The organism is Enterobacter cloacae complex sp. P14RS, assembly GCF_014895895.1.
GTDB lineage: Bacteria > Pseudomonadota > Gammaproteobacteria > Enterobacterales > Enterobacteriaceae > Enterobacter > Enterobacter bugandensis.
Genome location: NZ_JADBQM010000036.1, coordinates 1 through 26,022 on the forward strand (window position 1 = coordinate 1; position 26,022 = coordinate 26,022).

Genomic DNA, 26,022 nt, shown 5'->3' on the forward strand with positions numbered 1-26,022 from the left:
ATGGAGGCGCATTATAGGGATCCCAATTTTTAGCACAAGTGTTTTTTAGATCTTTTTTTTCGACTGCTGATTTTCCGCGCTTTTCGCTGAAATCCCGCCCGATCTGCTTAAATATTGACGCATTTTGCCTTGCCTCGATCCAATAATATGATCAAGTCTTCCGTATAGCGCTCATCCTTAGAGGTAGTTATGTCTGCAGTGTTACGCCCTTATAAAGATCTGTTCCCCCAAAAAGGCGATCGCGTGATGATCGATGCCACCAGCGTGGTCATTGGTGATGTCCGAATGGCCGATGACGTCAGTATCTGGCCGCTCGTCGCCATCAGGGGAGATGTAAATTATGTGTCGATCGGTGCCCGTACCAATATTCAGGACGGTAGCGTTCTGCATGTTACGCACAAATCCTCTTATAACCCGGAGGGCAATCCCCTCATCATTGGAGAAGATGTTACCGTCGGACATAAAGTGATGCTTCACGGCTGCACTATCGGTAATCGGGTGCTTGTTGGCATGGGATCGATTTTGCTGGATGGCGTGATAGTAGAAGAAGACGTAATGATTGGGGCCGGTAGCTTGGTTCCGCAGAACAAACGTCTGGAAAGTGGTTATCTCTATCTGGGAAGCCCGGTAAAACAGATCCGCCCCCTGAAGGAGGCAGAGATCGAAGGATTAAAATACTCGGCGAACAACTACGTAAAATGGAAGAATGACTATTTGGATCAGGATAACCAAACCCAACCCTGATCGTCCTCCTGCTGCTCGCGGATTAAATCGCTGGCTTCCTCTTCCAGATCCCAGCGATTTTCGCAAAAAACGGCTATCGGGTCTGTGCCGCCAAAACGATGTAACAGCGCTTCTCCATGGATGGCACAGGTAAGCTGCATACCCTGCACCAGCACCGGAAAACAGACCGCCTGCTTATGCTCATCCCAGCTCTCTCTGTCCGGGAAATGAATAGCCTGATTCACGCCGAAAGCTCCTGCTTTAGCTTTTCAATGACCGGCTCGACTGCAGGCAACACCCCGTGCCAGAGCAGTACCGCATGCGCAGCCTGCCCCACCAGCATTCCCAGCCCATCGGCTAACTGTTTCGCACCGTGTTGTTCGCACCAGTTCAGGAAGGGCGTATTCCCTTTCTGATAGAACATGTCATAGAAGTACATATGCGCGCTGACCAGCGAAGCGGGGATCGCCGGGATCTCGCCACTGATGCCGCTGGATGTGGCATTAATGACAAGATCGAACTCACGTTCGGCAAGATCGTCAAGCGCTACCGCACTTACGCTGCCGGTATGCGCAAACAACGCCGCCAGCGCTTCTGCCCGGGAAAAAGTTCGGTTGGTAATGGTCACCGCACAGTCCAGAGAAAGCAGAGGCAACAGTACTCCCCGCGATGCGCCACCCGCACCAATCAGCAGGACCCGGAACCCAGGTTTAATAAACGACAGTCGTTCCAGATCGCTCAGCAAACCTATTCCGTCAGTGTTGTCGCCCAGAAGACGTCCGTCCTCAAGCCGTTTTAGGGTATTTACTGCACCAGCAAGAGAAGCGCGCTCGGTCAGTTCATCAGCACGTTCGAAAGCTTCCTCTTTAAAAGGAACCGTCACATTCGCACCTTTGCCACCTGCGGCGAAAAAAGCCTCGAGCGTTGGAATAAATGCATCTACCGGTGCCAGTACGCGGCCATAGGGATGATTTATCTGCAGTTGCTCCGCAAATTGCTGATGGATCAGCGGTGACTTGCTGTGTGCAATCGGATTACCAAAAACAGCATAGGTTTCCATGAGATTACCCCTGGCGAAAACGTTCGCCGGTCAAAGCGTCGCGAATTTCAGACGGATTCAGGCGCCCTCCCGTCTCTCCAACAGCAACCGGGAAGTCATTTCCGAACTGTGCCAGCACTTCTTCAGTTGTACGACAAGGTGGCAATCCGGTCAGGTTGGCGCTGGTTGAGACCAGCGGTTTACCAAATGCCAGGCAAAGCTCAACCACCAGAGGATGATCGGTGACGCGAACGGCGAGGGAATCAAAGCGTCCGGTCAGCCAGCGCGGTGTTGTCGGCTGCGCCGGGAAAACAAAGGTCACCGGTCCGGGCCATGCGGAGAAAATAGTCTCGCGCTGCGCCGGTGTCAGCATAGAGTCATCAATGTAGGGCTTAAGCTGCTCGTAATTCGCAGCTATCAAAATCAACCCTTTCTCTACGGGTCTTTGTTTTAAGGCAAGCAGGCGGCTCACAGCCGTCTCGCTGTCAGGATCGCAACCGACCCCAAAAACAGCTTCAGTTGGATAGGCGATGACTTTTTCATTTTTCAGCACGTCCACAGCATGCGCAATGGAGCCTGATGGCAGGTTATTATTCACTATTTTGATCCGCCGTTACCGGCTTTCCACATTGTTTGCTGGCGCAGAAGCGTTTCACACCTTGCGCCGTTTTCTTCTCGATAAGTAGCGGATAGTTGCAATGAGGGCAGACGCCCGCTACCGGTTTGAAATTGATAACGAACTGGCATTCAGGGTAGCGATCGCAGGAATGGAAGGTCTTACCATAGCGGGAACGGCGCTGTACCAGCTGACCGCGCTGACACTGAGGACACGCAATCGCCGTTTCATCAGGCTTATCAATTTGTTCCGTATGCTCACATTCCGGATAACGGCTACAGCCAATAAACATACCGAAACGGCCCTGACGTAGCGCTAGTTCACCACCACAAAGAGGACATAGCTGTCCTTCCAGAATTTTAACGATATGTCCATCCGCCTGGCTTTTCAGAGGACGGACATAATCACATTCCGGATAGTGTGAACAACCGAGAAACGGGCCGTGTTTCCCGGACCGAATAACAAGTTCAGCCCCGCACTGCGGGCAGGGCTCATTTTTATGCACCGTGAATAGTGCTGATTTGGCCATAACAACTCTTGGTGCTACACATAGAATTAATGCAGCATACCTTCATTCACTTCAAAGAGTAATTCTTCCATTTGCTGATAGGCATTTTCACAGCCCGGGATATTAAACAGAACCATCAGAATCACCCATTTCAGATCTTCCAGTTCAAATTCTGCCGTATCCAGCGCCATGACACGCTCTATCACCATTTCTCTCGTTTCGAGGTTCAGCACCTGAATCTGCTCAAGGAATAAGATGAATCCCCGGCAGCTGGCGTCCAGCCTTTCACACTCTTCTGCGGTATAAATGCGTACTGACAACGGGTCAGAAGCAAGCTGCATCGGTTCGGCGAGGCCTTCCTGATAATCAGCCAGTTTTTCCAGCCACATCAACGCATTATAGATATCTTCCCGCTCAAACCCCGCATCGGTAAGATCCTGTGTCAATTTGTCCTGATCCACTCGCATTTCTGCTTCGTTATGGATGTAAGTCTCAAACAAATACATCAGTACGTCGAACATGGCATGCCCTCCTTAATCGGACATAGCCGCCGGGTACAGCTGCGATCCACCCTGCTAACTCCAGTTCGAGTAGCTGTGCTACCGTTACTGGCACAGGTTGGCCGGCACGTTCAGCGACAACGTCAACAGGTGTTACCTCATCTCCTACGTTAGCCAGGAGCTTGGGAAATGGCAATGCCACCTTTCCCTGATCTGATGAATAATGTCGCTTTTCGGGATCTTCCTGCAGACATTGCAAGCCATATTGCAAATTTTCAAGAATGTCCCGCGCTTCTGTTACCGGCGTTGCACCCTGCTTTATCAGCCAGTGTGGTCCTTCACACCCCGGGTTACCAATCGGGCCGGGTAAGGCGAAAACCTCCCTCCCCTGATCGAGCGCGCATCGTGCAGTGACCAGCGAGCCGCTTCGCACTGCCGCTTCAACGACCAATACACCCTGGCTAAGCCCGCTGATGACTCGATTACGACGCGGAAAGTTTGCCGGCCGGGGCTGCGCCGAAAGAGGGAATTCAGACACTATCGCCCCGTCAGCTTCGATAAGCCGCATAGCCAGCGCCTGATGCCGACGGGGATAAATGCTAAACAGGCCGTTCCCCAGTACGGCCACGCTACGCCCTTTTACAGACAGCGCGGCGTTGTGAGCAACACCGTCTATACCGCAGGCCAGTCCGCTGGTGATTGTGAAACCACTTTGCGAAAGTTGTTCGCACAGAATTTTCCCCCATCGTTCTCCATACCATGACGGCGCACGGCTACCCACGACCGCCAGCTGGGCAGCATTAAGCGTTTCAGGGTTACCTTTTACGAATAATGCACCGGGATAATCAGGAATTGCTCGAAGTAAAGGAGGATAAAGCGGATGGGTTGCCGTCAATAAATGATTTCCCGGCTGCTCAAGCCACACCAGACTACGCTCCAGCTCACCCTCATCTGGGGCAAAGAACCGTTCAGCCTGTTTTGCTGACAGCCCGGCGTCTCTGACAGCGGAAGCATCGATATTTTTTTGCTTGTGCAGCCGTGCAGCCGCTTCCAGCATTCCATCGCCACATAATGAACCTGTGTGTATTAGCCGTAGCCATATCTCGATAGACGTCATCCTTTCCCCCTGCCATAAGCGGCCTGCGCAATCATTGCGATTGGTCACTGATGCTGTCAATCGACCCGGGATTTGTCTAGAATAGAAGTAATATTCTTATCAACTCCTGAACACGACTCTGGAAATTTATGGCAGTTTTGCAAGTGTTACATATTCCGGACGAGCGCCTTCGCATCGTCGCTGAACCGGTTAAAGAAGTGAATGCAGAAATCCAGCGTATCGTTGATGATATGTTCGATACCATGTACGCCGAAGAAGGCATTGGCCTGGCGGCGACGCAGGTAGACATTCATAAACGTATTATCGTGATCGACGTTTCTGAAAATCGCGATGAGCGTCTGGTGCTGATCAACCCTGAATTGCTTGAGAAGAGCGGTGAAACGGGCATTGAGGAAGGTTGTCTTTCTATTCCGGAACAGCGCGCTTTGGTGCCACGTGCCGAAAAAGTGAAAATTCGCGCTTTGGATCGTGACGGTAATCCGTTCGAACTGGAAGCAGATGACCTGCTGGCAATTTGCATTCAGCATGAGATGGATCATCTGGTCGGTAAGCTGTTTATCGATTACCTCTCGCCGTTGAAACAGCAGCGTATTCGTCAAAAAGTAGAGAAACTGGATCGTTTGCGCTCTCGCGCATAACGTCCCCCCGGATACAAGGATCATCGTGTCTAAAACACTACGTATTATCTTCGCGGGAACCCCTGATTTTGCAGCGCGTCATCTTGACGCGCTGTTATCTTCTGGTCACCAGGTTGTCGGCGTCTTTACCCAGCCGGACCGTCCGGCTGGTCGCGGTAAAAAACTGATGCCGAGCCCGGTAAAGGTGCTGGCAGAAGAGCATGGGCTTCCTGTTTTCCAGCCCGCATCCTTACGCCCTCAGGAAAATCAGCAGCTGGTTGCTGACCTGAACGCCGACGTAATGGTCGTGGTGGCTTACGGTTTAATTCTGCCAAAAGCGGTGCTTGATATGCCTCGTCTGGGTTGTATCAACGTGCACGGCTCCTTGCTCCCGCGCTGGCGTGGTGCGGCACCTATCCAGCGCTCCCTGTGGGCGGGGGATGCTGAAACCGGCGTCACAATCATGAAGATGGACGTAGGTTTAGACACTGGCGACATGCTGCATAAACTGGCGTGCCCTATTACTGCAGACGATACCAGCGCTACGCTGTATGACAAACTGGCAGGCCTCGGTCCACAAGGGCTTATCGAGACGCTGCAGCAGCTTGCTGATAATACGGCGAAGCCGGAAGTTCAGGATGAGACGCTGGTGACGTATGCTGAAAAACTGAGTAAAGAAGAAGCCCGGCTCGACTGGTCCTTGTCTGCCGCTCAACTTGAACGCTGCATCCGCGCTTTTAATCCGTGGCCGATGAGCTGGATGGAGATTGATGAGCAGCCAGTGAAAGTCTGGAAAGCGTCAGTCATTAATGGCAATACGGCTGCTGAACCCGGCACGATTATCGACGCCAGCAAGAACGGAATCCAGGTTGCGACAGCAGAAGGGATCCTGAATCTTGAATCGCTGCAACCGGCCGGTAAGAAAGCCATGAGCGCTCAGGATCTATTAAATTCCCGTCGCGAATGGTTTATACCGGGTAATCGTCTTGCCTAATCCAATATATGCTTAAAGCCCGGTGTTTCCGGGCATTTTTATTTTTATAGTTATGAAAAAACAAAATCTACGCAGTATGGCGGCCAAAGCCGTTGAGCAGGTTATCGAGCAGGGCCAGTCATTGAGTAACATCCTGCCTCCCCTGCAACAAAAGGTATCTGATAAAGACAAAGCTCTGCTCCAGGAACTCTGCTTTGGTGTCCTGCGCACCCTTTCTCAGCTTGAGTGGCTCATTAATAAGCTGATGTCGCGCCCAATGACTGGCAAACAGCGCACCGTACATTATTTGATTATGGTGGGGTTTTATCAGCTTCTTCATACCCGCATTCCACCTCACGCCGCGCTGGCTGAAACGGTGGAAGGTGCCGTTGCGATTAAACGCCCTCAGTTGAAAGGGCTGATCAACGGCGTACTGCGTCAGTTCCAGCGTCAGCAGGATGAGCTACTGGCTGAATTTGCACAAAGCGAAACACGTTTTCTGCACCCGGACTGGCTGCTGAATCGCCTTAAAAAAGCGTATCCGCAGCAATGGCAAAACATTGCCGAAGCGAATAATCAACGCCCACCGATGTGGTTACGCGTCAACCGTAATCACCACACCCGTGACGCATGGCTGGCATTACTGGAAGAAACCGGAATGAGTGGATTCACGCATGCAGCCTATCCGGATGCCGTGCGTTTAGCCTCCCCTGCACCAGTACATGCTTTACCTGGTTTTGATGAAGGCTGGGTGACCGTACAGGATGCCTCGGCTCAGGGTTGCATGACCTGGCTTGAACCAGCAAACGGGGAACAGATCCTCGATCTTTGCGCCGCGCCTGGCGGAAAAACAACGCACATTCTTGAAGTGGCTCCGCAGGCCAGCGTAATGGCCGTGGATGTCGATGAGCAGCGCCTGTCACGCGTCTACGACAACCTCAAGCGTCTGGGCATGAAGGCTCAGGTTAAGCAGGGTGACGGACGCAAGCCCGCAGAATGGTGTGGTGAAACACAGTTTGACCGCATTTTGCTGGATGCGCCCTGCTCTGCAACAGGCGTGATTCGTCGCCATCCGGATATCAAGTGGCTGCGCCGCGATCGCGATATCAAGGAACTTGCCCAACTGCAATCGGACATACTTGACGCAATCTGGCCACATCTAAAACCCGGCGGCACGCTGGTTTATGCAACCTGCTCCGTATTGCCAGAAGAAAACAGCCAGCAAATCGCGGCCTTCCTTAAACGTACCCCGGACGCAACGCTGCGAGATACGGGAACGCCTGAATGCCCGGGTCAGCAAAACCTGCCGGGCGCGGAAGAAGGCGATGGCTTCTTTTACGCTAAGCTAATCAAAGAGTGATGTTGAGAACAGGTCACGAGATATGAAAATTATCATTCTGGGCGCAGGACAAGTGGGCGGAACGCTGGCGGAAAACCTGGTTGGCGAAAACAACGACATCACAATCGTTGATACCAACGGGGATCGTCTGCGCGTTTTACAGGACAAATTTGACCTTCGCGTTGTGCAGGGCCATGGCTCACACCCGCGCGTGCTACGCGAGGCAGGCGCCGACGATGCAGACATGCTCGTTGCGGTGACCAGTTCTGACGAAACCAATATGGTGGCCTGTCAGGTGGCCTACTCGCTTTTCAACACCCCTAACCGAATCGCGCGCATCCGTTCTCCGGACTATGTCCGCGATGCTGAGAAGCTCTTTAATTCAGAAGCGGTTCCTATTGACCATCTCATCGCGCCAGAACAGCTGGTTATCGACAATATCTATCGTCTGATCGAATATCCAGGCGCGCTGCAGGTGGTGAATTTTGCCGAAGGTAAGGTCAGTCTTGCCGTCGTTAAGGCCTATTACGGCGGCCCGTTGATCGGCAATGCGCTTTCCACAATGCGTGAGCACATGCCGCATATCGATACGCGCGTCGCCGCCATTTTCCGCCACGACAGACCTATTCGCCCTCAAGGCTCCACGATTGTCGAAGCGGGGGATGAGGTCTTCTTCATTGCGGCCTCTCAGCATATTCGTGCGGTGATGAGTGAGTTGCAGCGTCTCGAAAAGCCTTATAAACGCATTATGCTGGTCGGCGGTGGCAATATCGGCGCGGGCCTGGCGCGAAGGCTGGAAAAAGACTACAGCGTGAAATTGATCGAGCGCGATCAACAGCGTGCTTCTGAGCTGGCGGAAAAACTGCAAAATACGATCGTATTTTATGGCGACGCGTCGGATCAGGAATTATTGGCTGAAGAGCATATTGATCAAGTTGATCTCTTTATTGCCGTCACCAACGATGACGAGGCGAATATTATGTCCGCCATGCTCGCCAAACGTATGGGAGCAAAGAAGGTCATGGTGCTTATCCAGCGCAAGGCGTATGTCGACCTGGTTCAGGGCAGCGTTATTGATATTGCCATTTCACCGCAGCAGGCGACCATTTCCGCGCTGCTGAGCCATGTACGTAAAGCGGACATTGTCGGCGTTTCATCTCTGCGTCGCGGGGTGGCAGAAGCCATTGAAGCGGTAGCTCATGGAGATGAAACCACGTCACGCGTTGTGGGCCGCGCCATCGACGAAATTAAGCTGCCGCCGGGCACTATTATCGGCGCCGTAGTGCGCGGGAATGACGTTATGATCGCCAATGATAATTTGCGTATTGAGCAAGGCGACCACGTAATTATGTTCCTTACCGATAAAAAATTTATTACCGACGTCGAACGTTTATTCCAGCCTAGTCCATTCTTCCTTTAATACGTCGGGGCTCTCAATAGAGCCCCCGCACTTTACCCTCTTTATTTCTGTGCCTTTTATTTTCATAACGTTTAATTATCCCGAATGGCAATTGGCTAATCATTTGTTAAACTTATAGTCGTCAGCTGGCACAAGGAGAACATAATGAGTTTTATTAAAGAATTTCGCGAATTTGCGATGCGCGGGAACGTGGTTGATTTGGCTGTGGGTGTCATTATTGGTGCGGCATTCGGCAAGATTGTTTCATCATTAGTAGCGGACATCATCATGCCACCTTTAGGGCTGCTAATCGGGGGCATTGATTTCAAACAGTTCGCGTTCACGCTGCGTGAAGCCCAGGGTGATATCCCGGCAGTTGTAATGCACTACGGCGTGTTTATCCAGAACGTATTTGATTTCGTGATTGTGGCGTTTGCTATCTTTATGGCTATCAAGCTGATTAACCGGCTCAACCGTAAAAAAGAAGAGCCTGCAGCAGCGCCTGCACCAACGAAAGAAGAAGTGTTACTGAGTGAAATTCGCGATCTGTTAAAAGAGCAGAATAACCGCGTTTAATCAGCAGTTAAAAACAGGAAGGCCAGTGGTAAATAAGCGATTCGCTTGCTTGCCACTGGCCTCCCAGTTACCCCGTTTTGCATGTTTGTCTTTACGCAGATAACTCCCCTTTCCTTTTTTATTCTTTTCAACGCGCTGTCGAAAAAGCGGGTCGTGAAGTAAAGCCTCGATGGCATTATCTTTAATTTGTCCCTTCGTGTGCTGATAGCGGCTCATAATTTCTCCTGAGCATGGTTTATGACGACGGAAGTCTAGACCCGAGTAGATTAAAAATCAACATCCCCGAGTTTCTCCACTGGCTCCCTGTTCAAGGGCTTCCAGAATTGAACAATAAATACTGCTATGAGCCGTTCCGCAGCAGGCATCATTCAACCTTTGCAAAGAGCGCTGCATGGTTTGCAGTTCCAGAATACGGGCTTCAACTTCCTCAAGCCGGGCTTGCACGATGCTTTTGGATTCCTGACAAGTGTGATGCTCAGGATCGATGCGGATCGATAATAACTCGCGGATCGAATCAAGCGTGAAGCCAAGCTGTCGGGCGTAGCGTATGAATCTCAGACGTTGCAGATCGTTATCGGTATAAAGCCGAAAGCCGCCTTCCGTGCGTACCTCATGATCGATCATCTGCTGCTTTTCGTAATATCGGATAGTGTCCGGCGTTACGTTCGCGAGCTTTGCAAGTTCACCGATACGGTACATCGCTACTCCTCGTTTATCTTCTTCATCAATATTTCACCGTATTCCCCATGCAGGAATTCCGTGCTCATTCCTGCCTGGCGCAGCTTGAGCTCGATCAGGGCAAGCCTGCGGCTAAGTTCTTTATGTCGAGGATCATCCTGACGGATCCCTTTTAGCAAATCGACAAGTTCAACAGCCTCTCTGCGCTGCTCAAGCTCGGGCGGGAGGCAGCCAGCATTTTTTAGCAAACGGTATCCAGCCCGGAGTTCAGGCGCAATATGCGAATCATCTTCAAGTTCAAGAGGTTCGCCGCTCCCGGGAAGATTGTCGAAATCGCCTTTATTCTGGGCATCGCGAATATGGCGTTCTGCCCACTGGTCAAGCAACCACATCATCAGCTCCAGGGGATGAACAAAATTGATACAGGTATTGTAGAGAAGTGGGGATAATGCGGATATAAAAAAACCCGCCGAGGCGGGTTTTTTTACGTTACTGCAGATTACTCTGCAGCAGCTTCTGCTTTCTCTGAACGATCAACCAGCTCGATGTAAGCCATCGGCGCGTTGTCGCCTGCACGGAAACCACACTTCAGAATGCGAGTGTAACCACCGGCACGGCTCGCGAAACGCGGGCCCAGTTCGTTAAACAGTTTTGCCACGATCTCGTTATCACGAGTACGGGCGAATGCCAGACGACGATTAGCAACGCTGTCAGTCTTGGCAAGAGTAATCAGCGGCTCAACTACGCGACGCAGCTCTTTCGCTTTAGGCAGGGTCGTCTTGATGATTTCATGACGAACCAGTGAACCTGCCATGTTGCGGAACATAGCCTGGCGATGGCTGCTGTTGCGGTTCAGTTGACGACCACTCTTACGATGGCGCATGACCTTATCCTTCTCAGTAAAACCTTAACCTGTGATCCGGTTACTCGTCAGCAATGCTTGCCGGTGGCCAGTTTTCCAGACGCATGCCCAGAGACAGACCACGTGAAGCCAGCACGTCTTTAATCTCGGTAAGAGATTTTTTACCCAGGTTCGGCGTTTTAAGCAACTCAACCTCGGTACGCTGTACCAGATCACCGATATAGTGGATAGCTTCTGCCTTGAGGCAGTTAGCAGAGCGGACAGTCAATTCGAGATCGTCAACAGGGCGCAGCAGGATCGGATCGAATTCTGGTTTCTCTTCTTTCACTTCTGGCTGACGTACATCACGTAAGTCAACGAAAGCTTCCAGTTGTTCTGCCAGGATGGTTGCCGCACGACGAATCGCCTCTTCAGGATCGATTGTGCCGTTGGTTTCCATTTCGATGACCAGCTTGTCCAGGTCGGTACGCTGTTCTACACGCGCTGCTTCAACATTGTAGGCAATACGCTCTACAGGGCTGTAGCATGCGTCGACCAGCAGACGGCCGATTGGGCGCTCATCTTCTTCCGAATGAATTCGGGCAGAAGCCGGCACATAACCACGACCGCGCTGAACTTTGATACGCATGCTAATAGCTGCGTTCTCATCGGTCAGGTGGCAGATCACGTGCTGCGGCTTGACGATTTCAACATCACCGTCGTGGGTGATGTCGGCTGCAGTCACAGGGCCAATGCCAGATTTATTCAGAGTAAGAATAACTTCATCTTTACCCTGAACTCTCACCGCCAGCCCTTTCAGGTTGAGCAGGATTTCAAGGATATCTTCCTGAACGCCTTCTTTGGTGCTGTACTCATGAAGTACACCATCAATCTCAACCTCGGTCACCGCGCAACCCGGCATCGATGAGAGCAGAATACGGCGCAGTGCGTTACCCAGAGTATGGCCAAAGCCACGCTCTAAAGGCTCAAGGGTCACCTTGGCGTGCGTCGAACTCACTTGCTCGATATCTACCAGGCGCGGTTTTAGAAACTCTGTCACAGAACCCTGCATTGTGTCCTCTCTTTGGTACTAAGCTTTACTTGGAGTAAAGCTCGACGATCAGGTGTTCGTTAATGTCCGCAGACAGATCAGAACGCTCAGGCTGACGCTTGAACGTACCTTCCATCTTGCCAGCATCAACTTCCAGCCAGGTTGGCTTTTCACGCTGCTCAGCCAGCTCCAGAGCGGCCTTCACGCGAGATTGCTTTTTCGCTTTCTCACGAATGCTAACAACGTCATTCGCTTTAACCTGATAAGAAGCGATGTTAACAACACGACCGTTTACCATGATTGCTTTGTGGCTAACCAGCTGACGTGATTCAGCACGAGTAGCGCCGAAGCCCATACGGTATACAACGTTGTCCAGACGACCTTCCAGCAGAGCCAGCAGGTTTTCACCTGTGTTGCCTTTCAGACGTGCTGCTTCTTTATAGTAGTTACGGAACTGACGCTCCAGCACACCGTACATACGGCGAACTTTTTGCTTTTCACGCAACTGCACACCATAGTCAGACAGACGCGGTTTACGCGCACCGTGCTGGCCAGGAGCTTGTTCAATTTTACACTTGGTATCGATCGCGCGAACGCCAGACTTAAGGAATAAGTCGGTGCCCTCACGACGGCTCAGCTTGAGCTTAGGACCCAAATATCTTGCCATTTTCTATCTCCAACTAACCTAAAAAACGAGCGTTATACGCGACGTTTTTTCGGCGGACGACAACCGTTATGAGGGATCGGAGTCACATCAGTAATATTCGTGATGCGGAAACCAGCGGCGTTCAGAGCGCGAACAGTAGATTCACGACCCGGACCCGGACCTTTAACCATAACTTCCAGATTCTTGATGCCGTATTCTTTTACGGCTTCAGCGCAACGCTCTGCTGCAACCTGAGCTGCGAACGGAGTGGATTTGCGAGAACCACGGAAACCGGAACCACCGGCTGTTGCCCAACCCAATGCGTTACCCTGACGATCAGTAATAGTAACGATGGTGTTGTTGAAAGAAGCATGGATATGAGCCACGCCGTCAGAGACTTGTTTTCTTACACGTTTACGTGCACGAACTGGTGCCTTTGCCATTATTCAATCACCCCGATTATTTCTTGATCGGTTTGCGCGGACCCTTACGGGTACGTGCGTTGGTCTTAGTACGCTGACCGCGCACTGGCAGACCACGACGATGACGCAAACCGCGATAGCAACCAAGATCCATCAGGCGCTTGATGCTCATGCTGATTTCACGGCGCAGATCACCTTCAACGACAAATTTGGCAACTTCGTCACGCAGCGTGTCGATTTGTCCTTCAGACAGCTCACTGATCTTAACATCTTCAGCGATACCCGCTGCAGCCAGGATGGCTTTAGAACGGGTCTTGCCGATGCCGTAGATCGAAGTTAATGCGATCACAGCATGTTTCTGATCAGGAATGTTAATGCCTGCTATACGGGCCACTATGCACTCCTACTATTTAATATGTACGCACCATGCTGAAAAGCCCGTTTTCAGGATACTCAAATGGAAACGTACAGACATACAAAAGATTGGCTGGCTAATCTAGCCAGCTCAACCCAACTTTGCAAGAAAAATATGCGAAATAATCAGCCTTGGCGCTGTTTATGCTTCGGCTCGGCACTGCAAATCACACGGATGACACCATCACGCTTAACGATTTTGCAGTTACGGCATAATTTCTTGACGGAAGCACGAACTTTCATTTTTACTCTCCGTAACTTCTCAGGCGACCAATTAGCGGCCGTAGCCTTTCAGGTTCGCCTTCTTCAATGCAGACTCATACTGACTGGACATCATCAGAGTTTGCACTTGAGCCATAAAGTCCATAATCACGACAACAACGATAAGCAGTGAGGTCCCACCGAAGTAGAACGGTACTTTCATTGCATCACGCATGAACTCCGGGATCAGGCAGATAAAAGTAATATAAAGCGCACCAACCAAAGTCAGGCGGGTCATTACTTTATCGATATACTTCGCCGTTTGCTCTCCCGGACGAATTCCTGGTACAAATGCACCGGACTTCTTCAGGTTATCTGCTGTTTCACGCGGGTTGAAGACCAACGCCGTGTAGAAGAAACAGAAGAAGATGATCGCAGACGCATAGAGTAACACATAAAGTGGTTGCCCAGGCTGCAAATACAGCGAAATTGTTGTCAGCCAGTTCCAACCAGTACCGCCCCCGAACCATGACGCGATGGTTGCCGGGAACAGAATAATACTGGAAGCGAAGATAGCCGGGATAACCCCCGCCATATTCACTTTCAGCGGTAAATGTGTGCTCTGTGCAGCATAGACACGACGACCCTGCTGACGCTTAGCGTAGTTCACCACAATGCGGCGTTGACCACGTTCAACGAAGACAACAAAGAACGTCACTGCAAATACTAATACTGCAACCAACAGCAACAGGAGGAAGTGCAGGTCGCCTTGACGCGCTTGCTCGATAGTATGGGCGATGGCCGGCGGGAGTCCCGCAACGATACCGGCGAAGATAATGATTGAGATACCGTTACCGATACCACGCTCAGTAATCTGTTCGCCGAGCCACATCAGGAACATCGTCCCTGTGACCAGACTAACAACAGCGGTGAAATAGAATGCAAAGCCTGGGTTTAATACCAGGCCCTGCATACCAGGCATATTCGGCAGACCGGTAGCAATACCGATCGACTGGAATATTGCCAGCACCAGAGTACCGTAACGGGTGTACTGACTAATCTTACGACGTCCAGACTCCCCTTCTTTCTTCAGCTCTGCCAGGGCCGGATGAACGACCGTCAGCAGCTGGATAATAATCGATGCCGAAATGTACGGCATAATACCCAGAGCAAAGATAGAAGCACGGCTGAGAGCACCACCAGAGAACATGTTGAACATTTCAATGATGGTGCCTCGCTGTTGCTCAAGCAGTTTGGCAAGTACAGCGGCATCGATACCAGGGATCGGAATAAAAGAGCCAATACGGAACACAATCAGCGCGCCGATAACAAACAGCAGTCTGCGTTTCAGCTCGCCAAATCCACCTTTGGCACTTTGAAAATCTAATCCCGGTTGCTTAGCCATCTGCTACTTATTCCTCAATTTTACCGCCAGCAGCTTCGATAGCAGCACGAGCACCTTTAGTAACACGCAGGCCACGAACAGTTACCGGAGTAGAAACTTCACCAGACAGGATCACTTTCGCGAACTCAATCTGAATACCGATAATGTTAGCCGCTTTCAGCGTGTTCAGGTCTACAACGCCGCCTTCAACTTTCGCCAGGTCAGACAGACGGATTTCCGCTGTGATCGCTGCTTTGCGAGAGGTGAAGCCGAACTTCGGCAGACGACGGTACAGTGGCATCTGGCCACCCTCGAAACCGCGACGTACGCCACCGCCAGAACGAGAGTTCTGACCTTTGTGACCACGTCCACCGGTTTTGCCGAGGCCAGAACCGATACCACGACCCAGGCGTTTACCCGCCTTTTTAGAGCCTTCGGCCGGAGACAGAGTATTTAAACGCATCTCTTACTCCTCAACTTTAACCATGAAGTAAACCGCGTTGACCATACCACGAACAGCAGGAGTATCCTCGCGCTCAACGGTATGACCAATACGACGCAGACCCAGGCCAAGCAGCGTTGCCTTGTGTTTCGGCAGACGACCGATTGCACTGCGGGTTTGAGTGATTTTAATAGTCTTTGCCATGGTCAATTACCCCAGAATTTCTTCAACGGATTTACCACGCTTGGCAGCGACCATTTCTGGAGAATTCATATTTTCCAGGCCATCAATAGTTGCACGAACCACGTTAATCGGGTTGGTGGAACCATATGCTTTAGCCAGAACGTTATGAACCCCAGCAACTTCCAGAACGGCGCGCATTGCACCACCGGCGATGATACCGGTACCTTCTGAAGCTGGCTGCATGAATACACGAGAACCCGTGTGAACACCTTTAACTGGGTGCTGCAGGGTGCCGTTGTTCAGCGCGACGTTAATCATATTGCGACGGGCTTTTTCCATCGCTTTCTGGATCGCTGCTGGAACTTCACGCGCTTTACCGTAACCAAAACCAACGCGACCGTTACCATCGCCTACTACAGTCAGAGCTGTGAAGGAGAAAATACGACCACCTTTAACGGTTTTAGATACGCGGTTTACCGCGATCAGCTTTTCCTGCAGTTCGCCAGCCTGTTTTTCGATGTGAGCCATCTTACACCTCTACCTTAGAACTGAAGGCCAGCTTCACGGGCAGCATCTGCCAGTGCCTGGACACGACCATGATATTGGAACCCGGAACGGTCAAAGGAAACATTGCTGATGCCTTTTTCCAGAGCGCGTTCTGCAACAGCTTTACCTACAGCTGCAGCGGCGTCTTTGTTACCGGTGTACTTCAATTGTTCTGAGATAGCTTTTTCTACAGTAGAAGCAGCTACCAGAACTTCAGAACCGTTCGGTGCAATTACCTGTGCGTAAATATGACGCGGGGTACGATGTACCACCAGGCGAGTTGCACCCAGCTCTTTGAGCTTGCGGCGTGCGCGGGTCGCACGACGGATACGAGCAGATTTCTTATCCATAGTGTTACCTTACTTCTTCTTAGCCTCTTTGGTACGCACGACTTCGTCGGCGTAACGAACACCCTTGCCTTTGTAAGGCTCAGGACGACGGTAGGCGCGCAGATCTGCTGCAACCTGACCGATCAGCTGTTTATCAGCGCCTTTCAGCACGATTTCAGTTTGAGTCGGACATTCTGCAGTGATACCGGCCGGCAGCGGATGCTCAACAGGGTGTGAGAAGCCCAGAGACAGGCCTACTGCATTCCCTTTGATAGCTGCACGATAACCTACACCAACCAGCTGAAGCTTTTTAGTGAAGCCTTCGGTAACACCAACAACCATTGAGTTCAGCAGGGCACGCGCGGTACCAGCCTGAGCCCATCCATCCACGAAACCATCACGTGGACCGAAGGTCAGAGCGTTATCTGCATGTTTAACTTCAACAGCTTTGTTGAGGGTACGAGTCAGCTCGCCGTTTTTACCTTTGATCGTAATAACCTGACCGTCGATTTTTACATCAACGCCGGCAGGAATAACGACCGGTGCTTTAGCAACACGAGACATTCTTTCCTCCGATTAGGCTACGTAGCAGATAATTTCGCCACCAAGACCAGCCTGGCGCGCTGCACGATCAGTCATAACACCTTTAGAGGTAGAAACAACTGCGATACCAAGGCCAGCCATAACTTTTGGCAGCTCATCTTTTTTCTTATAGATGCGCAGACCTGGGCGGCTGACACGCTGAATGCTTTCTACAACAGCTTTACCCTGGAAATACTTGAGAGTAAGTTCCAGTTCCGGCTTGGTGTCGCCTTCAACTTTAAAATCTTCGATAAAACCTTCTTCCTTCAGCACGTTGGCAATTGCCACTTTCAGCTTGGCGGAAGGCATGGTGACCGCAACTTTGTTCGCGGCCTGACCGTTACGGATACGGGTCAGCATATCCGCGATCGGATCTTGCATGCTCATCTGTCTTTACTCCCGTGATTCAATTGGTAATTACCAGCTAGCCTTTTTCAAGCCTGGCACTTCACCGCGCATGGCGGCTTCACGCAGTTTGATACGGCTCAACCCAAACTTGCCCACATAACCATGTGGACGACCTGTTTGACGACAGCGGTTACGCTGACGAGACGGGCTGGAATCACGCGGCAGAGACTGCAGCTTGAGAACCGCATTCCAACGATCTTCGTCGGAAGCGTTCACATCAGAAATGATCGCTTTCAGTTCAGCGCGTTTAGCGAAGAATTTATCAGCTAAAGCTACGCGCTTTACTTCGCGTGCTTTCATTGATTGCTTAGCCATTCAGTAACCCTACCTTACTTGCGGAACGGGAAGTCAAAGGCAGCCAGCAGAGCACGGCCTTCTTCGTCAGATTTCGCAGTAGTGGTAATGGTAATATCCAAACCACGCACGCGGTCGACTTTATCGTAGTCGATTTCTGGGAAGATGATCTGCTCACGGACACCCATGCTGTAGTTACCACGACCGTCGAAAGACTTCGCGGACAGGCCACGGAAGTCACGGATACGTGGAACAGCAATAGTGATCAGGCGCTCAAAGAACTCCCACATGCGTTCGCCACGCAGAGTTACTTTACAGCCGATCGGATAGCCCTGACGGATTTTGAAGCCTGCAACAGATTTGCGTGCTTTGGTGATCAGCGGTTTTTGACCGGAGATTGCTGTCAGATCAGCTGCTGCGTTATCCAGCAGTTTCTTGTCAGCGATCGCTTCACCAACACCCATGTTCAGGGTGATCTTCTCGACCCGAGGGACTTGCATGACAGAATTGTAGTTAAACTCGGTCATGAGTTTCTTAACTACTTCGTCTTTGTAGTAATCATGCAGTTTCGCCATCGTACTACTCCAAATTACTTGATAGTTTCGCTGTTAGACTTGAAGAAACGGACTTTTTTGCCGTCTTCGAATCTAAAGCCTACACGGTCAGCCTTACCGGTAGCCGCATTGAAGATTGCAACGTTAGAAACCTGAATAGCAGCTTCTTTTTCAACGATGCCGCCTGGTTGGTTCAGGGCCGGAACCGGCTTCTGATGTTTCTTAACCAGGTTGATACCTTCAACGACAAGTTTGCCGGAAGACAGAACATTTTTTACTTTACCGCGTTTACCTTTATCTTTACCGGTTAACACGATAACTTCGTCATCACGACGGATTTTCGCTGCCATGATTCGCTCCTTAGAGTACTTCTGGTGCCAGAGAGATAATTTTCATGAACTTCTCAGTACGAAGTTCACGAGTTACCGGCCCAAAGATACGCGTGCCGATAGGCTGCTCGCTGTTATTGTTTAAAATAACGCATGCATTACCATCGAAGCGAATGACAGAACCGTCAGGGCGACGAACACCCTTCTTGGTGCGCACCACTACCGCCTTCAGCACATCACCTTTTTTGACCTTACCACGTGGAATTGCTTCCTTGATGGTGATCTTGATGATGTCGCCTACGCCTGCGTAGCGACGGTGCGAGCCACCCAGAACCTTGATACACATTACGCGACGTGCACCGGAGTTGTCGGCGACGTTCAGCATAGTCTGTTCTTGGATCATTTTAGTGCTCCGCTAATGTCAACTACTACCTGAGACTCTAAAATCAGAGCCGTTAAAAAGCCCCATATCGAGGGCGCGGCATTATAACACCGCTTCTGCAATATGGGTAGAAAAAATAAACGGCTCATCGCTGAGCCGTTTATTCGTATTGAGAAGGCGTACTGTATTACAGAACCGCTTTCTCTACAACGCGAACCAGCGTCCAGGACTTAGTCTTGGACAGTGGACGGCATTCACGGATTTCAACCTTGTCGCCGATACCACATTCGTTGTTCTCGTCATGTACGTGCAGTTTGGTCGTACGCTTGATGAATTTACCGTAGATCGGGTGTTTCACAATACGTTCGATAGCTACAACAATGGATTTCTCCATTTTGTCGCTAACAACACGACCTTGCAGAGTACGGATTTTATCGGTCATTACGCACCCGCCTTCTGAGTCAGTAAAGTCTTAACGCGTGCAACATTGCGACGCACTTGCTTCAGCAGGTGAGTCTGTTGCAGCTGGCCACTTGCAGCCTGCATGCGCAGGTTGAACTGCTCACGCAGCAGGTTCAGCAGCTCAGCGTTCAGCTCTTCAACGCTTTTTTCACGCAGCTCTTTTGCTTTCATTACATCACCGTCTTAGTTACAAAGGTGGTTTTGATAGGCAGTTTCGCTGCTGCCAGGCCGAAGGCTTCACGGGCCAGCTCTTCCGGAACACCGTCCATTTCATAAAGGACTTTGCCCGGTTGGATCAAGGCAACCCAGTACTCCACGTTACCTTTACCTTTACCCATACGAACTTCCAGTGGCTTCTCGGTGATCGGTTTGTCCGGGAATACACGGATCCAGATCTTACCTTGACGCTTAACTGCACGGGTCATTGCACGACGTGCTGCTTCGATCTGACGTGCAGTCAGACGACCACGGCCAACAGCTTTCAGACCGAAAGTGCCGAAGCTAACATCCGTACCCTGCGCCAGACCACGGTTGCGGCCTTTGTGCACTTTACGGAATTTTGTACGCTTTGGTTGTAACATCAGCGACGCTCCTTATTTACGGCCTTTACGCTGCTGCTTTTTAGGTTGAGCAGCCGGTTTTTCCGGTTGTTCAACAGCAGCCATACCACCCAGGATCTCACCTTTGAAGATCCATACCTTAACGCCGATTACACCGTAAGTGGTGTGCGCTTCAGAGGTGTTGTAGTCGATGTCAGCACGCAGAGTGTGCAGCGGTACGCGACCTTCACGGTACCATTCGGTACGTGCGATTTCCGCGCCGCCCAGACGGCCGCTAACTTCAACTTTGATACCTTTAGCGCCCAGACGCATTGCGTTCTGTACAGCACGCTTCATAGCACGACGGAACATAACACGACGTTCCAGCTGAGAAGTGATGCTGTCAGCAACCAATTTAGCGTCCAGTTCAGGCTTACGAACTTCAGCGATATTGATCTGTGCAGGAACGCCAGCGATATCCGCTACGACCTTGCGCAGTTTTTCTACGTCTTCGCCTTTCTTACCGATAACGATGCCAGGACGAGCAGTGTGAATAGTCACACGGATGCTCTTCGCTGGACGCTCGATAACGATACGAGATACAGACGCTTTAGCCAGTTCCTTAGTCAGGTACTGACGTACTTTAAAATCGCTGTCCAGGTTGTCAGCGAATTCTTTGGTGTTCGCAAACCAGGTAGAGTTCCATGGTTTTACAATACCCAGGCGAATACCATTAGGATGTACTTTCTGACCCATTGCTAGTCTCCAGAGTCTCAGCGATCGGACACAACCACAGTAATGTGGCTGGTGCGCTTCAGGATGCGATCTGCACGACCTTTCGCACGCGGCATAATGCGCTTCATGCTTGGGCCTTCATCTACGAAAATTTTCGCGACTTTCAGATCGTCGATGTCAGCGCCATCGTTGTGTTCAGCGTTAGCAATGGCAGATTCCAGTACTTTCTTGACCAATACCGCAGCTTTCTTGTTGGTATAGGTCAGGATGTCCAGGGCCTGCGACACTTTCTTACCGCGAATCAGGTCAGCAACAAGGCGAACCTTCTGTGCAGAAGAACGAGCATGGCGATGTTGAGCTAAAGTTTCCATCTCTTCCTCCTACCTTATTTCTTCTTCGCTTTTTTATCAGCAGCGTGGCCGCGATAAGTACGAGTCGGTGCGAATTCACCCAGTTTGTGACCAACCATTTCGTCGGTAACAAAGACTGGAACGTGCTGACGACCATTATGGACAGCGATGGTCAAACCGATCATGTTAGGAAAGATCGTTGAACGACGGGACCAAGTGCGCAGGGGCTTCTTGTCTCCGCTTTCCACCGCTTTCTCTACCTTCTTCAGCAAGTGCAGGTCAATAAAAGGACCTTTCTTGAGAGAACGTGGCATGGCTTATCCTCTAAAATTATTTGCTACGGCGACGTACGATAAATTTATCAGTACGCTTGTTGCTGCGGGTCTTCTTACCTTTGGTCTGAACGCCCCACGGAGTTACCGGGTGCTTACCAAAGTTACGACCTTCACCACCACCATGTGGGTGGTCGACTGGGTTCATCGCAGTACCGCGAACGGTAGGACGAACACCACGCCAGCGTGCAGCACCAGCTTTACCCAGAACGCGCAGCATATGCTCAGCATTGCCAACTTCGCCCAGAGTAGCGCGGCAGTCTGCTTCGACTTTACGCATTTCACCAGAACGCAGACGCAGGGTGACATAAGCACCGTCACGCGCAACGATCTGAACGTAAGTACCAGCGGAACGTGCCAGCTGACCGCCTTTACCTGGTTTCATTTCTACGTTATGAACGGTAGAACCAACCGGGATATTGCGCATCGGCAGGGTGTTGCCTGCTTTGATTGCAGCATCAACGCCAGACTGAATCTGGTCGCCAGCTTTCAGGCCTTTAGGGGCCAGGATGTAACGGCGTTCGCCGTCTTTGTACAGAACCAGCGCGATGTTCGCGGAACGGTTCGGATCGTACTCAAGACGTTCAACAACTGCTGGGATACCGTCTTTGTTGCGTTTGAAGTCAACAATACGATAAGCCTGCTTGTGGCCACCACCGATGTGACGAGTGGTGATACGGCCATTGTTGTTACGACCACCGGATTTGCTGTTTTTTTCCAGCAACGGAGCAAAAGGTTTGCCCTTGTGCAGCTCAGGGTTAACCACTTTAACTACGTGGCGACGACCCGGAGATGTCGGTTTACATTTAACAACTGCCATTGTATTACTCCTCCGACTTACTCAGCGCCGCCAACGAAGTCCAGGTTCTGGCCTTCTTTCAGGGTGACGTAAGCTTTTTTCCAGTCGCTACGACGACCGATACGCTGTCCGTGACGTTTAACTTTCCCTTTAACTACCAGGGTGTTAACGACTTCGACTTCGACTTCAAACAGTTTCTGCACAGCAGCTTTGATCTCTGCTTTGGTCGCGTCTTTAGCAACTTTGAGAACGATGGTGTTTGTTTTTTCCATCGCAGTAGACGCTTTTTCAGAAACGTGCGGTGCGCGAAGCACCTTCAGCAGACGTTCTTCACGAATCATGCCAGCATCTCCTCAACTTGCTTAACAGCATCAGCAGTCATTACGACTTTGTCGAAGGCGATCAGGCTAACCGGGTCGATACCAGTCGCATCGCGTACGTCAACCTTGTGCAGGTTACGTGCGGCCAGGAACAGGTTCTCGTCCAGCTCACCGGTGATGATCAGCACATCTTCCAGAGCCATGTCTTTCAGTTTCTGTGCCAGCAGCTTAGTTTTAGGCGCTTCAACAGAGAACTTCTCGACAACGATCAGACGATCCTGACGTACCAGTTCGGACAGGATGCTTTTCAGCGCGCCGCGGTACATCTTTTTGTTAACTTTTTGACTGTGGTCCTGTGGACGCGCAGCGAAGGTCACGCCACCTGAACGCCAGATCGGGCTCTTGATAGAACCTGAACGCGCACGGCCGGTACCTTTCTGGCGCCATGGCTTTTTGCCAGAACCAGTTACTTCAGCACGAGTCTTCTGAGCACGAGTACCCTGACGAGCACCAGCTGCATAAGCAACAACAACCTGGTGAACCAGCGCTTCGTTGAAATCACGACCGAAGGTAGTTTCGGAAACAGTCAGCGCGCTCTGCGCGTCTTTCAATACTAATTCCATTGCTATCCCCTTACGCCTTCACAGCTGGTTTAACGATCAGGTCGCTACCGGTTGCACCCGGGACCGCACCTTTAACCAGCAGCAGGTTGCGCTCAGCGTCAACACGTACTACGTCCAGGCTCTGAACGGTTACACGTTCGTTACCCAGCTGACCTGCCATTTTCTTGCCTTTGAACACTTTGCCCGGAGTCTGGTTCTGACCGATAGAACCCGGAACGCGGTGAGACAAGGAGTTACCGTGAGTAGCGTCCTGGGTACGGAAGTTCCAGCGCTTAACGGTACCAGCAAAACCTTTACCTTTAGAGGTACCGGTTACGTCAACTTTTTTAACGTCAGCAAACAGCTCAACGCTAATGTCCTGACCTACGGTGAACTCTTCGCCTTCAGCAAGACGGAATTCCCACAGACCACGGCCAGCTTCTACGCCAGCTTTAGCGAAGTGACCCGCTTCTGGTTTGGTTACACGGTTAGCTTTTTTAGCACCAGTGGTAACCTGAATAGCGCGGTAGCCATCGTTAGCCAGATCTTTAACCTGAGTAACGCGGTTTGCTTCAACTTCGATTACGGTTACTGGGATAGAAACGCCATCTTCAGTGAAGATGCGGGTCATACCCACTTTTTTACCGACTAAACCAATCATTGTTTCAACCTCTCAATCGCTCGATGACCTGATTAACCCAGGCTGATCTGCACGTCTACACCGGCAGCCAGATCCAGACGCATCAGAGCATCAACGGTTTTCTCAGTTGGCTCAACGATGTCAACCAGACGCTTGTGAGTGCGGATTTCGTACTGATCGCGCGCGTCTTTGTTGACGTGCGGGGAGATCAGAACGGTGAAGCGCTCTTTGCGGGTCGGCAGCGGGATCGGACCACGGACTTGCGCACCAGTGCGCTTAGCAGTCTCGACGATTTCCGCGGTTGATTGATCGATCAGACGATGATCAAACGCTTTAAGGCGGATACGGATTCTTTGGTTCTGCATGAGACCAGAGCTCCAATTATTTTATAAACGAAAATGATTACTCCTCAAACCCATTACGATTGATGGGAGAGTGTAACCGTTCTTACGTAGCCCCCCAATTGGGAGCATTGTTGAGTAACAAAATGAGCTACTCTGGTTCTGATTGAACCCGCCGTCAATTACGACAAGCCCGCGCATTATACGTAAATCAGTGAAAGACGCAAGTGCCGTTTAGAAATTAAGCGTCAAAGGCTCAGTATGCGTAGGACTGCGCAACTTTTTACGCCGTATATCCTTTCTGAATTTTTTTATTTGAAGCCGCTACGCAATTGCTGTTTTTGTGCGTTGCCGGACAGGCAGATTGTAACGAGTATGCGCTCAAAACCTTTTGAGGCCTTTTCCATGCTAACCACCCTCCCCTTCCTGATGATCTATTTTTCTCTGACGGCCTTACTCGTACGCGCTGATATTCGCGACGGTTTGCTGCCCGATAAATTTCTCTGCCCGCTGCTCTGGACGGGCCTGCTCTACCAGGTCTTTATCCATCCTGATTTTCTGCCGAGTGCCGTAATGGGAGCGGTGGCTGGATATCTTGGTTTTGCCTTGATTTACTGGGGCTATCGGCTTATCTGCCGGCGGGAAGGAATGGGATATGGCGATGTGAAGTATCTGGCAGGACTTGGTGCGTGGCATGGCTGGTGCATACTGCCTACGCTGGCGTTACTCGCCGCGCTTATGGCGCTGCTTTGCATTCTTGTTTTTTCGTTTCTCACTTCAGAGAAAGGTGCATTAAAAAACCCACTGCCTTTTGGACCATTTCTGGCAGCAGCGGGTTTGTGCGTTGGATGGGAAAATCTGATTAATTTTCCACTTTGATCTGAGACTGTAGGTAGTTCTGAAGACCAATTTTGCTAATGAGATCCAGTTCGGTTTCCAGCCAGTCAATGTGGCCTTCTTCATCGGCAAGGATCTGGATCATCATATCGCGGCTCACATAGTCATGGACGCTGTCAGCATAAGCAATGGCTTCGCGCAGATCTTTCGCACCTTCCAGCTCCAGCCGGAGGTCAGAACGCAGCATCTCTTCGACATCCTCACCGATGCCAAGCTTGCCGAGATCCTGCAGGTTTGGGATGCCTTCAAGAAATAAGATACGCTCGATGTATTTATCGGCGTGTTTCATCTCATCTATAGATTCATGGTACTCAACGTCATTCAGACGTGTCAGACCCCAGTTTTTAAACATTCTCGCGTGAAGAAAGTACTGGTTGATTGCGACAAGCTCATTTCCCAATAATTTATTGAGATAACTTATGATTTTAACATCACCTTTCATTATATAGTCCCTCCGCTTCCACTCATTGAAGCGTAGAACGGGCTACGGGGATGTCAAAAAAAAGATAGAGGCTTACGCGATCTCTTTGAATTCCGGGATCTGCATCAGTTCGTCCTGCATGATCTCACGCGCTGCGCGAACGCATTTACCGCATTGATTTCCCACCGGAACAAATTTGCGAAGCTGCTGGAAAGATTGTGGCTGAAACTGGCGAACGGCCTGACGAATTTTTTTGTCGCTTACACCATTACATAAACAAACGTACATAGAGACTCCCGTTCAAAATATGCGCAAAGTGTAAGTGAGAATGGTTATGATTACAATAGCACATACGCCAGGATACGGGCCGGGAGCGGTTAAAAAATGCGAAATTTTGTGACAAGGAAAGGTACAGAAAACAAAAAAGGACGCCGAAGCGTCCTTTTTTATTCAGGGATAATTAATTAGCCCAGAACTTTAGCAACAACGCC

At 50.8% G+C, this 26,022-nt stretch carries 46 protein-coding genes; 7 read left to right on the forward strand and 39 right to left on the reverse strand.

Features of this window, described 5'->3' with window-relative positions; translation table 11 throughout:
• Positions 1-189: 189 nt before the first annotated feature.
• Positions 190-744, forward strand: a complete 555-nt coding sequence (locus tag IM295_RS22580; RefSeq protein WP_028014623.1) for a gamma carbonic anhydrase family protein — start codon at positions 190-192, stop codon at positions 742-744.
• On the opposite strand, the gene IM295_RS22585 is transcribed toward IM295_RS22580, so the two are convergent.
• From IM295_RS22585 to dprA, 6 genes are read right to left on the reverse strand one after another with little or no spacing between them, the layout of a single operon-like run.
• A complete protein-coding gene (locus IM295_RS22585) occupies positions 720-968 on the reverse strand; it encodes a DUF1488 domain-containing protein (RefSeq protein ID WP_028014624.1) in 249 nt (82 codons plus the stop codon). The genes IM295_RS22580 and IM295_RS22585 overlap by 25 nt on opposite strands.
• Positions 965-1,783, reverse strand: a complete 819-nt coding sequence (gene aroE / locus IM295_RS22590) for a shikimate dehydrogenase (RefSeq protein ID WP_028014625.1) — start codon at positions 1,781-1,783, stop codon at positions 965-967. Before aroE ends, IM295_RS22585 begins: the two co-directional genes overlap by 4 nt.
• A gap of 4 nt (positions 1,784-1,787) precedes the next feature.
• Positions 1,788-2,360: an L-threonylcarbamoyladenylate synthase type 1 TsaC gene (tsaC, locus tag IM295_RS22595; RefSeq protein WP_045630331.1), complete on the reverse strand. Its 573-nt coding sequence runs from the start codon at positions 2,358-2,360 to the stop codon at positions 1,788-1,790.
• A complete protein-coding gene (locus IM295_RS22600) occupies positions 2,353-2,907 on the reverse strand; it encodes a type I DNA topoisomerase (RefSeq protein ID WP_048338830.1) in 555 nt (184 codons plus the stop codon). The genes tsaC and IM295_RS22600 overlap by 8 nt, the downstream gene beginning before the upstream one ends.
• A gap of 26 nt (positions 2,908-2,933) precedes the next feature.
• Positions 2,934-3,407, reverse strand: coding sequence for a DUF494 family protein Smg (smg, locus tag IM295_RS22605; RefSeq protein WP_008503477.1), 474 nt, complete (start codon positions 3,405-3,407; stop codon positions 2,934-2,936).
• Positions 3,379-4,503 (reverse strand): DNA-protecting protein DprA, encoded by a 1,125-nt coding sequence (gene dprA / locus IM295_RS22610; RefSeq protein ID WP_193067356.1) that lies wholly within the window; start codon positions 4,501-4,503, stop codon positions 3,379-3,381. The genes smg and dprA overlap by 29 nt, the downstream gene beginning before the upstream one ends.
• Positions 4,504-4,631: 128 nt before the next feature.
• Between dprA and def the strand changes: the two genes are divergently transcribed.
• From def to mscL, 5 genes are all read left to right on the forward strand, one after another.
• Positions 4,632-5,141: a peptide deformylase gene (gene def, locus IM295_RS22615; protein WP_006812188.1), complete on the forward strand. Its 510-nt coding sequence runs from the start codon at positions 4,632-4,634 to the stop codon at positions 5,139-5,141.
• Between the two features lie 25 nt (positions 5,142-5,166).
• Entirely contained in the window at positions 5,167-6,114 is a 948-nt protein-coding gene (fmt, locus tag IM295_RS22620) for a methionyl-tRNA formyltransferase (RefSeq protein WP_045630328.1), read from the forward strand.
• Positions 6,115-6,166: 52 nt separating this feature from the next.
• A complete protein-coding gene (rsmB, locus tag IM295_RS22625) occupies positions 6,167-7,453 on the forward strand; it encodes a 16S rRNA (cytosine(967)-C(5))-methyltransferase RsmB (RefSeq protein WP_028014630.1) in 1,287 nt (428 codons plus the stop codon).
• Positions 7,454-7,475: 22 nt separating this feature from the next.
• Positions 7,476-8,852: a Trk system potassium transporter TrkA gene (gene trkA / locus IM295_RS22630; protein ID WP_014885463.1), complete on the forward strand. Its 1,377-nt coding sequence runs from the start codon at positions 7,476-7,478 to the stop codon at positions 8,850-8,852.
• Between the two features lie 144 nt (positions 8,853-8,996).
• A complete protein-coding gene (mscL, locus tag IM295_RS22635; RefSeq protein ID WP_028014631.1) occupies positions 8,997-9,407 on the forward strand; it encodes a large-conductance mechanosensitive channel protein MscL in 411 nt (136 codons plus the stop codon).
• Here the strand turns inward: mscL and IM295_RS22640 are convergent, their stop codons facing one another.
• The 31 genes from IM295_RS22640 to rpsJ form a co-directional block, all read right to left on the reverse strand.
• Positions 9,408-9,623: an alternative ribosome-rescue factor A gene (locus tag IM295_RS22640; RefSeq protein ID WP_045630326.1), complete on the reverse strand. Its 216-nt coding sequence runs from the start codon at positions 9,621-9,623 to the stop codon at positions 9,408-9,410.
• Positions 9,624-9,680: 57 nt separating this feature from the next.
• The gene (gene zntR, locus IM295_RS22645; protein WP_063438075.1) at positions 9,681-10,106 is read right to left on the reverse strand and encodes a Zn(2+)-responsive transcriptional regulator; all 426 of its coding nucleotides are present in this window, start codon (positions 10,104-10,106) and stop codon (positions 9,681-9,683) included.
• 2 nt (positions 10,107-10,108) lie between these two features.
• On the reverse strand, positions 10,109-10,477 hold the full coding sequence (locus IM295_RS22650) for a DUF1992 domain-containing protein (RefSeq protein WP_045630324.1): 369 nt from the start codon (positions 10,475-10,477) through the stop codon (positions 10,109-10,111).
• Positions 10,478-10,584: 107 nt separating this feature from the next.
• Positions 10,585-10,968, reverse strand: a complete 384-nt coding sequence (gene rplQ, locus IM295_RS22655; protein WP_001216368.1) for a 50S ribosomal protein L17 — start codon at positions 10,966-10,968, stop codon at positions 10,585-10,587.
• 40 nt (positions 10,969-11,008) lie between these two features.
• The gene (gene rpoA, locus IM295_RS22660) at positions 11,009-11,998 is read right to left on the reverse strand and encodes a DNA-directed RNA polymerase subunit alpha (protein WP_002919219.1); all 990 of its coding nucleotides are present in this window, start codon (positions 11,996-11,998) and stop codon (positions 11,009-11,011) included.
• 25 nt (positions 11,999-12,023) lie between these two features.
• Entirely contained in the window at positions 12,024-12,644 is a 621-nt protein-coding gene (gene rpsD, locus IM295_RS22665) for a 30S ribosomal protein S4 (RefSeq protein WP_004868345.1), read from the reverse strand.
• A 32-nt stretch (positions 12,645-12,676) separates the two neighbouring features.
• Positions 12,677-13,066 (reverse strand): 30S ribosomal protein S11, encoded by a 390-nt coding sequence (gene rpsK, locus IM295_RS22670; protein ID WP_003863312.1) that lies wholly within the window; start codon positions 13,064-13,066, stop codon positions 12,677-12,679.
• A gap of 16 nt (positions 13,067-13,082) precedes the next feature.
• Positions 13,083-13,439 (reverse strand): 30S ribosomal protein S13, encoded by a 357-nt coding sequence (rpsM, locus tag IM295_RS22675; RefSeq protein ID WP_013099021.1) that lies wholly within the window; start codon positions 13,437-13,439, stop codon positions 13,083-13,085.
• Between the two features lie 146 nt (positions 13,440-13,585).
• Positions 13,586-13,702, reverse strand: coding sequence for a 50S ribosomal protein L36 (gene rpmJ, locus IM295_RS22680; protein WP_000868187.1), 117 nt, complete (start codon positions 13,700-13,702; stop codon positions 13,586-13,588).
• Between the two features lie 31 nt (positions 13,703-13,733).
• Entirely contained in the window at positions 13,734-15,065 is a 1,332-nt protein-coding gene (gene secY, locus IM295_RS22685) for a preprotein translocase subunit SecY (protein WP_003863305.1), read from the reverse strand.
• Between the two features lie 7 nt (positions 15,066-15,072).
• Positions 15,073-15,507, reverse strand: a complete 435-nt coding sequence (gene rplO / locus IM295_RS22690) for a 50S ribosomal protein L15 (RefSeq protein ID WP_014885468.1) — start codon at positions 15,505-15,507, stop codon at positions 15,073-15,075.
• 3 nt (positions 15,508-15,510) lie between these two features.
• Complete coding sequence (gene rpmD / locus IM295_RS22695; protein WP_003863301.1) at positions 15,511-15,690, reverse strand: 50S ribosomal protein L30; 180 nt, start codon at positions 15,688-15,690, stop codon at positions 15,511-15,513.
• A 6-nt stretch (positions 15,691-15,696) separates the two neighbouring features.
• Positions 15,697-16,197: a 30S ribosomal protein S5 gene (gene rpsE, locus IM295_RS22700; RefSeq protein WP_003863299.1), complete on the reverse strand. Its 501-nt coding sequence runs from the start codon at positions 16,195-16,197 to the stop codon at positions 15,697-15,699.
• Positions 16,198-16,211: 14 nt separating this feature from the next.
• Complete coding sequence (gene rplR / locus IM295_RS22705) at positions 16,212-16,565, reverse strand: 50S ribosomal protein L18 (RefSeq protein WP_003863297.1); 354 nt, start codon at positions 16,563-16,565, stop codon at positions 16,212-16,214.
• A 9-nt stretch (positions 16,566-16,574) separates the two neighbouring features.
• The gene (gene rplF, locus IM295_RS22710; protein WP_003863296.1) at positions 16,575-17,108 is read right to left on the reverse strand and encodes a 50S ribosomal protein L6; all 534 of its coding nucleotides are present in this window, start codon (positions 17,106-17,108) and stop codon (positions 16,575-16,577) included.
• Positions 17,109-17,120: 12 nt separating this feature from the next.
• A complete protein-coding gene (gene rpsH / locus IM295_RS22715; protein WP_006178918.1) occupies positions 17,121-17,513 on the reverse strand; it encodes a 30S ribosomal protein S8 in 393 nt (130 codons plus the stop codon).
• A 30-nt stretch (positions 17,514-17,543) separates the two neighbouring features.
• On the reverse strand, positions 17,544-17,849 hold the full coding sequence (gene rpsN, locus IM295_RS22720; RefSeq protein WP_003863291.1) for a 30S ribosomal protein S14: 306 nt from the start codon (positions 17,847-17,849) through the stop codon (positions 17,544-17,546).
• 14 nt (positions 17,850-17,863) lie between these two features.
• Positions 17,864-18,403, reverse strand: coding sequence for a 50S ribosomal protein L5 (gene rplE, locus IM295_RS22725; protein ID WP_001096202.1), 540 nt, complete (start codon positions 18,401-18,403; stop codon positions 17,864-17,866).
• A 14-nt stretch (positions 18,404-18,417) separates the two neighbouring features.
• Entirely contained in the window at positions 18,418-18,732 is a 315-nt protein-coding gene (gene rplX / locus IM295_RS22730; RefSeq protein ID WP_003863287.1) for a 50S ribosomal protein L24, read from the reverse strand.
• Between the two features lie 10 nt (positions 18,733-18,742).
• The gene (gene rplN, locus IM295_RS22735) at positions 18,743-19,114 is read right to left on the reverse strand and encodes a 50S ribosomal protein L14 (RefSeq protein WP_002919748.1); all 372 of its coding nucleotides are present in this window, start codon (positions 19,112-19,114) and stop codon (positions 18,743-18,745) included.
• Positions 19,115-19,280: 166 nt separating this feature from the next.
• Complete coding sequence (rpsQ, locus tag IM295_RS22740; RefSeq protein ID WP_008503489.1) at positions 19,281-19,535, reverse strand: 30S ribosomal protein S17; 255 nt, start codon at positions 19,533-19,535, stop codon at positions 19,281-19,283.
• Entirely contained in the window at positions 19,535-19,726 is a 192-nt protein-coding gene (gene rpmC / locus IM295_RS22745; protein ID WP_003863282.1) for a 50S ribosomal protein L29, read from the reverse strand. The genes rpsQ and rpmC overlap by 1 nt, the downstream gene beginning before the upstream one ends.
• Positions 19,726-20,136 (reverse strand): 50S ribosomal protein L16, encoded by a 411-nt coding sequence (gene rplP, locus IM295_RS22750; protein ID WP_002919759.1) that lies wholly within the window; start codon positions 20,134-20,136, stop codon positions 19,726-19,728. Before rplP ends, rpmC begins: the two co-directional genes overlap by 1 nt.
• A 12-nt stretch (positions 20,137-20,148) precedes the next feature.
• Positions 20,149-20,850, reverse strand: a complete 702-nt coding sequence (rpsC, locus tag IM295_RS22755; RefSeq protein WP_000529945.1) for a 30S ribosomal protein S3 — start codon at positions 20,848-20,850, stop codon at positions 20,149-20,151.
• 17 nt (positions 20,851-20,867) lie between these two features.
• Positions 20,868-21,200 (reverse strand): 50S ribosomal protein L22, encoded by a 333-nt coding sequence (rplV, locus tag IM295_RS22760; protein WP_002919773.1) that lies wholly within the window; start codon positions 21,198-21,200, stop codon positions 20,868-20,870.
• 14 nt (positions 21,201-21,214) lie between these two features.
• A complete protein-coding gene (gene rpsS, locus IM295_RS22765; RefSeq protein ID WP_001138117.1) occupies positions 21,215-21,493 on the reverse strand; it encodes a 30S ribosomal protein S19 in 279 nt (92 codons plus the stop codon).
• Between the two features lie 16 nt (positions 21,494-21,509).
• Positions 21,510-22,331 carry a 50S ribosomal protein L2 gene (gene rplB / locus IM295_RS22770; protein ID WP_000301859.1) on the reverse strand — a complete coding sequence of 274 codons (822 nt, stop codon included), beginning with the start codon at positions 22,329-22,331 and terminating at the stop codon, positions 21,510-21,512.
• A 17-nt stretch (positions 22,332-22,348) separates the two neighbouring features.
• Entirely contained in the window at positions 22,349-22,651 is a 303-nt protein-coding gene (gene rplW / locus IM295_RS22775) for a 50S ribosomal protein L23 (RefSeq protein ID WP_000617546.1), read from the reverse strand.
• Entirely contained in the window at positions 22,648-23,253 is a 606-nt protein-coding gene (gene rplD / locus IM295_RS22780; RefSeq protein ID WP_000424395.1) for a 50S ribosomal protein L4, read from the reverse strand. Before rplD ends, rplW begins: the two co-directional genes overlap by 4 nt.
• Before the next feature lie 10 nt (positions 23,254-23,263).
• The gene (gene rplC, locus IM295_RS22785; protein WP_003863274.1) at positions 23,264-23,893 is read right to left on the reverse strand and encodes a 50S ribosomal protein L3; all 630 of its coding nucleotides are present in this window, start codon (positions 23,891-23,893) and stop codon (positions 23,264-23,266) included.
• A 32-nt stretch (positions 23,894-23,925) separates the two neighbouring features.
• Positions 23,926-24,237 carry a 30S ribosomal protein S10 gene (gene rpsJ / locus IM295_RS22790; RefSeq protein WP_001181005.1) on the reverse strand — a complete coding sequence of 104 codons (312 nt, stop codon included), beginning with the start codon at positions 24,235-24,237 and terminating at the stop codon, positions 23,926-23,928.
• A gap of 381 nt (positions 24,238-24,618) precedes the next feature.
• On the opposite strand from rpsJ, the gene IM295_RS22795 reads away from it, so the two are divergent.
• The gene (locus IM295_RS22795; protein ID WP_028014635.1) at positions 24,619-25,092 is read left to right on the forward strand and encodes an A24 family peptidase; all 474 of its coding nucleotides are present in this window, start codon (positions 24,619-24,621) and stop codon (positions 25,090-25,092) included.
• On the opposite strand, the gene bfr is transcribed toward IM295_RS22795, so the two are convergent.
• Positions 25,076-25,552, reverse strand: coding sequence for a bacterioferritin (gene bfr / locus IM295_RS22800; RefSeq protein ID WP_028014636.1), 477 nt, complete (start codon positions 25,550-25,552; stop codon positions 25,076-25,078). The two genes, IM295_RS22795 and bfr, sit on opposite strands and share 17 nt — an antisense overlap.
• A 72-nt stretch (positions 25,553-25,624) precedes the next feature.
• Positions 25,625-25,819 carry a bacterioferritin-associated ferredoxin gene (gene bfd, locus IM295_RS22805; protein ID WP_003863268.1) on the reverse strand — a complete coding sequence of 65 codons (195 nt, stop codon included), beginning with the start codon at positions 25,817-25,819 and terminating at the stop codon, positions 25,625-25,627.
• Positions 25,820-26,022: the final 203 nt, after the last annotated feature.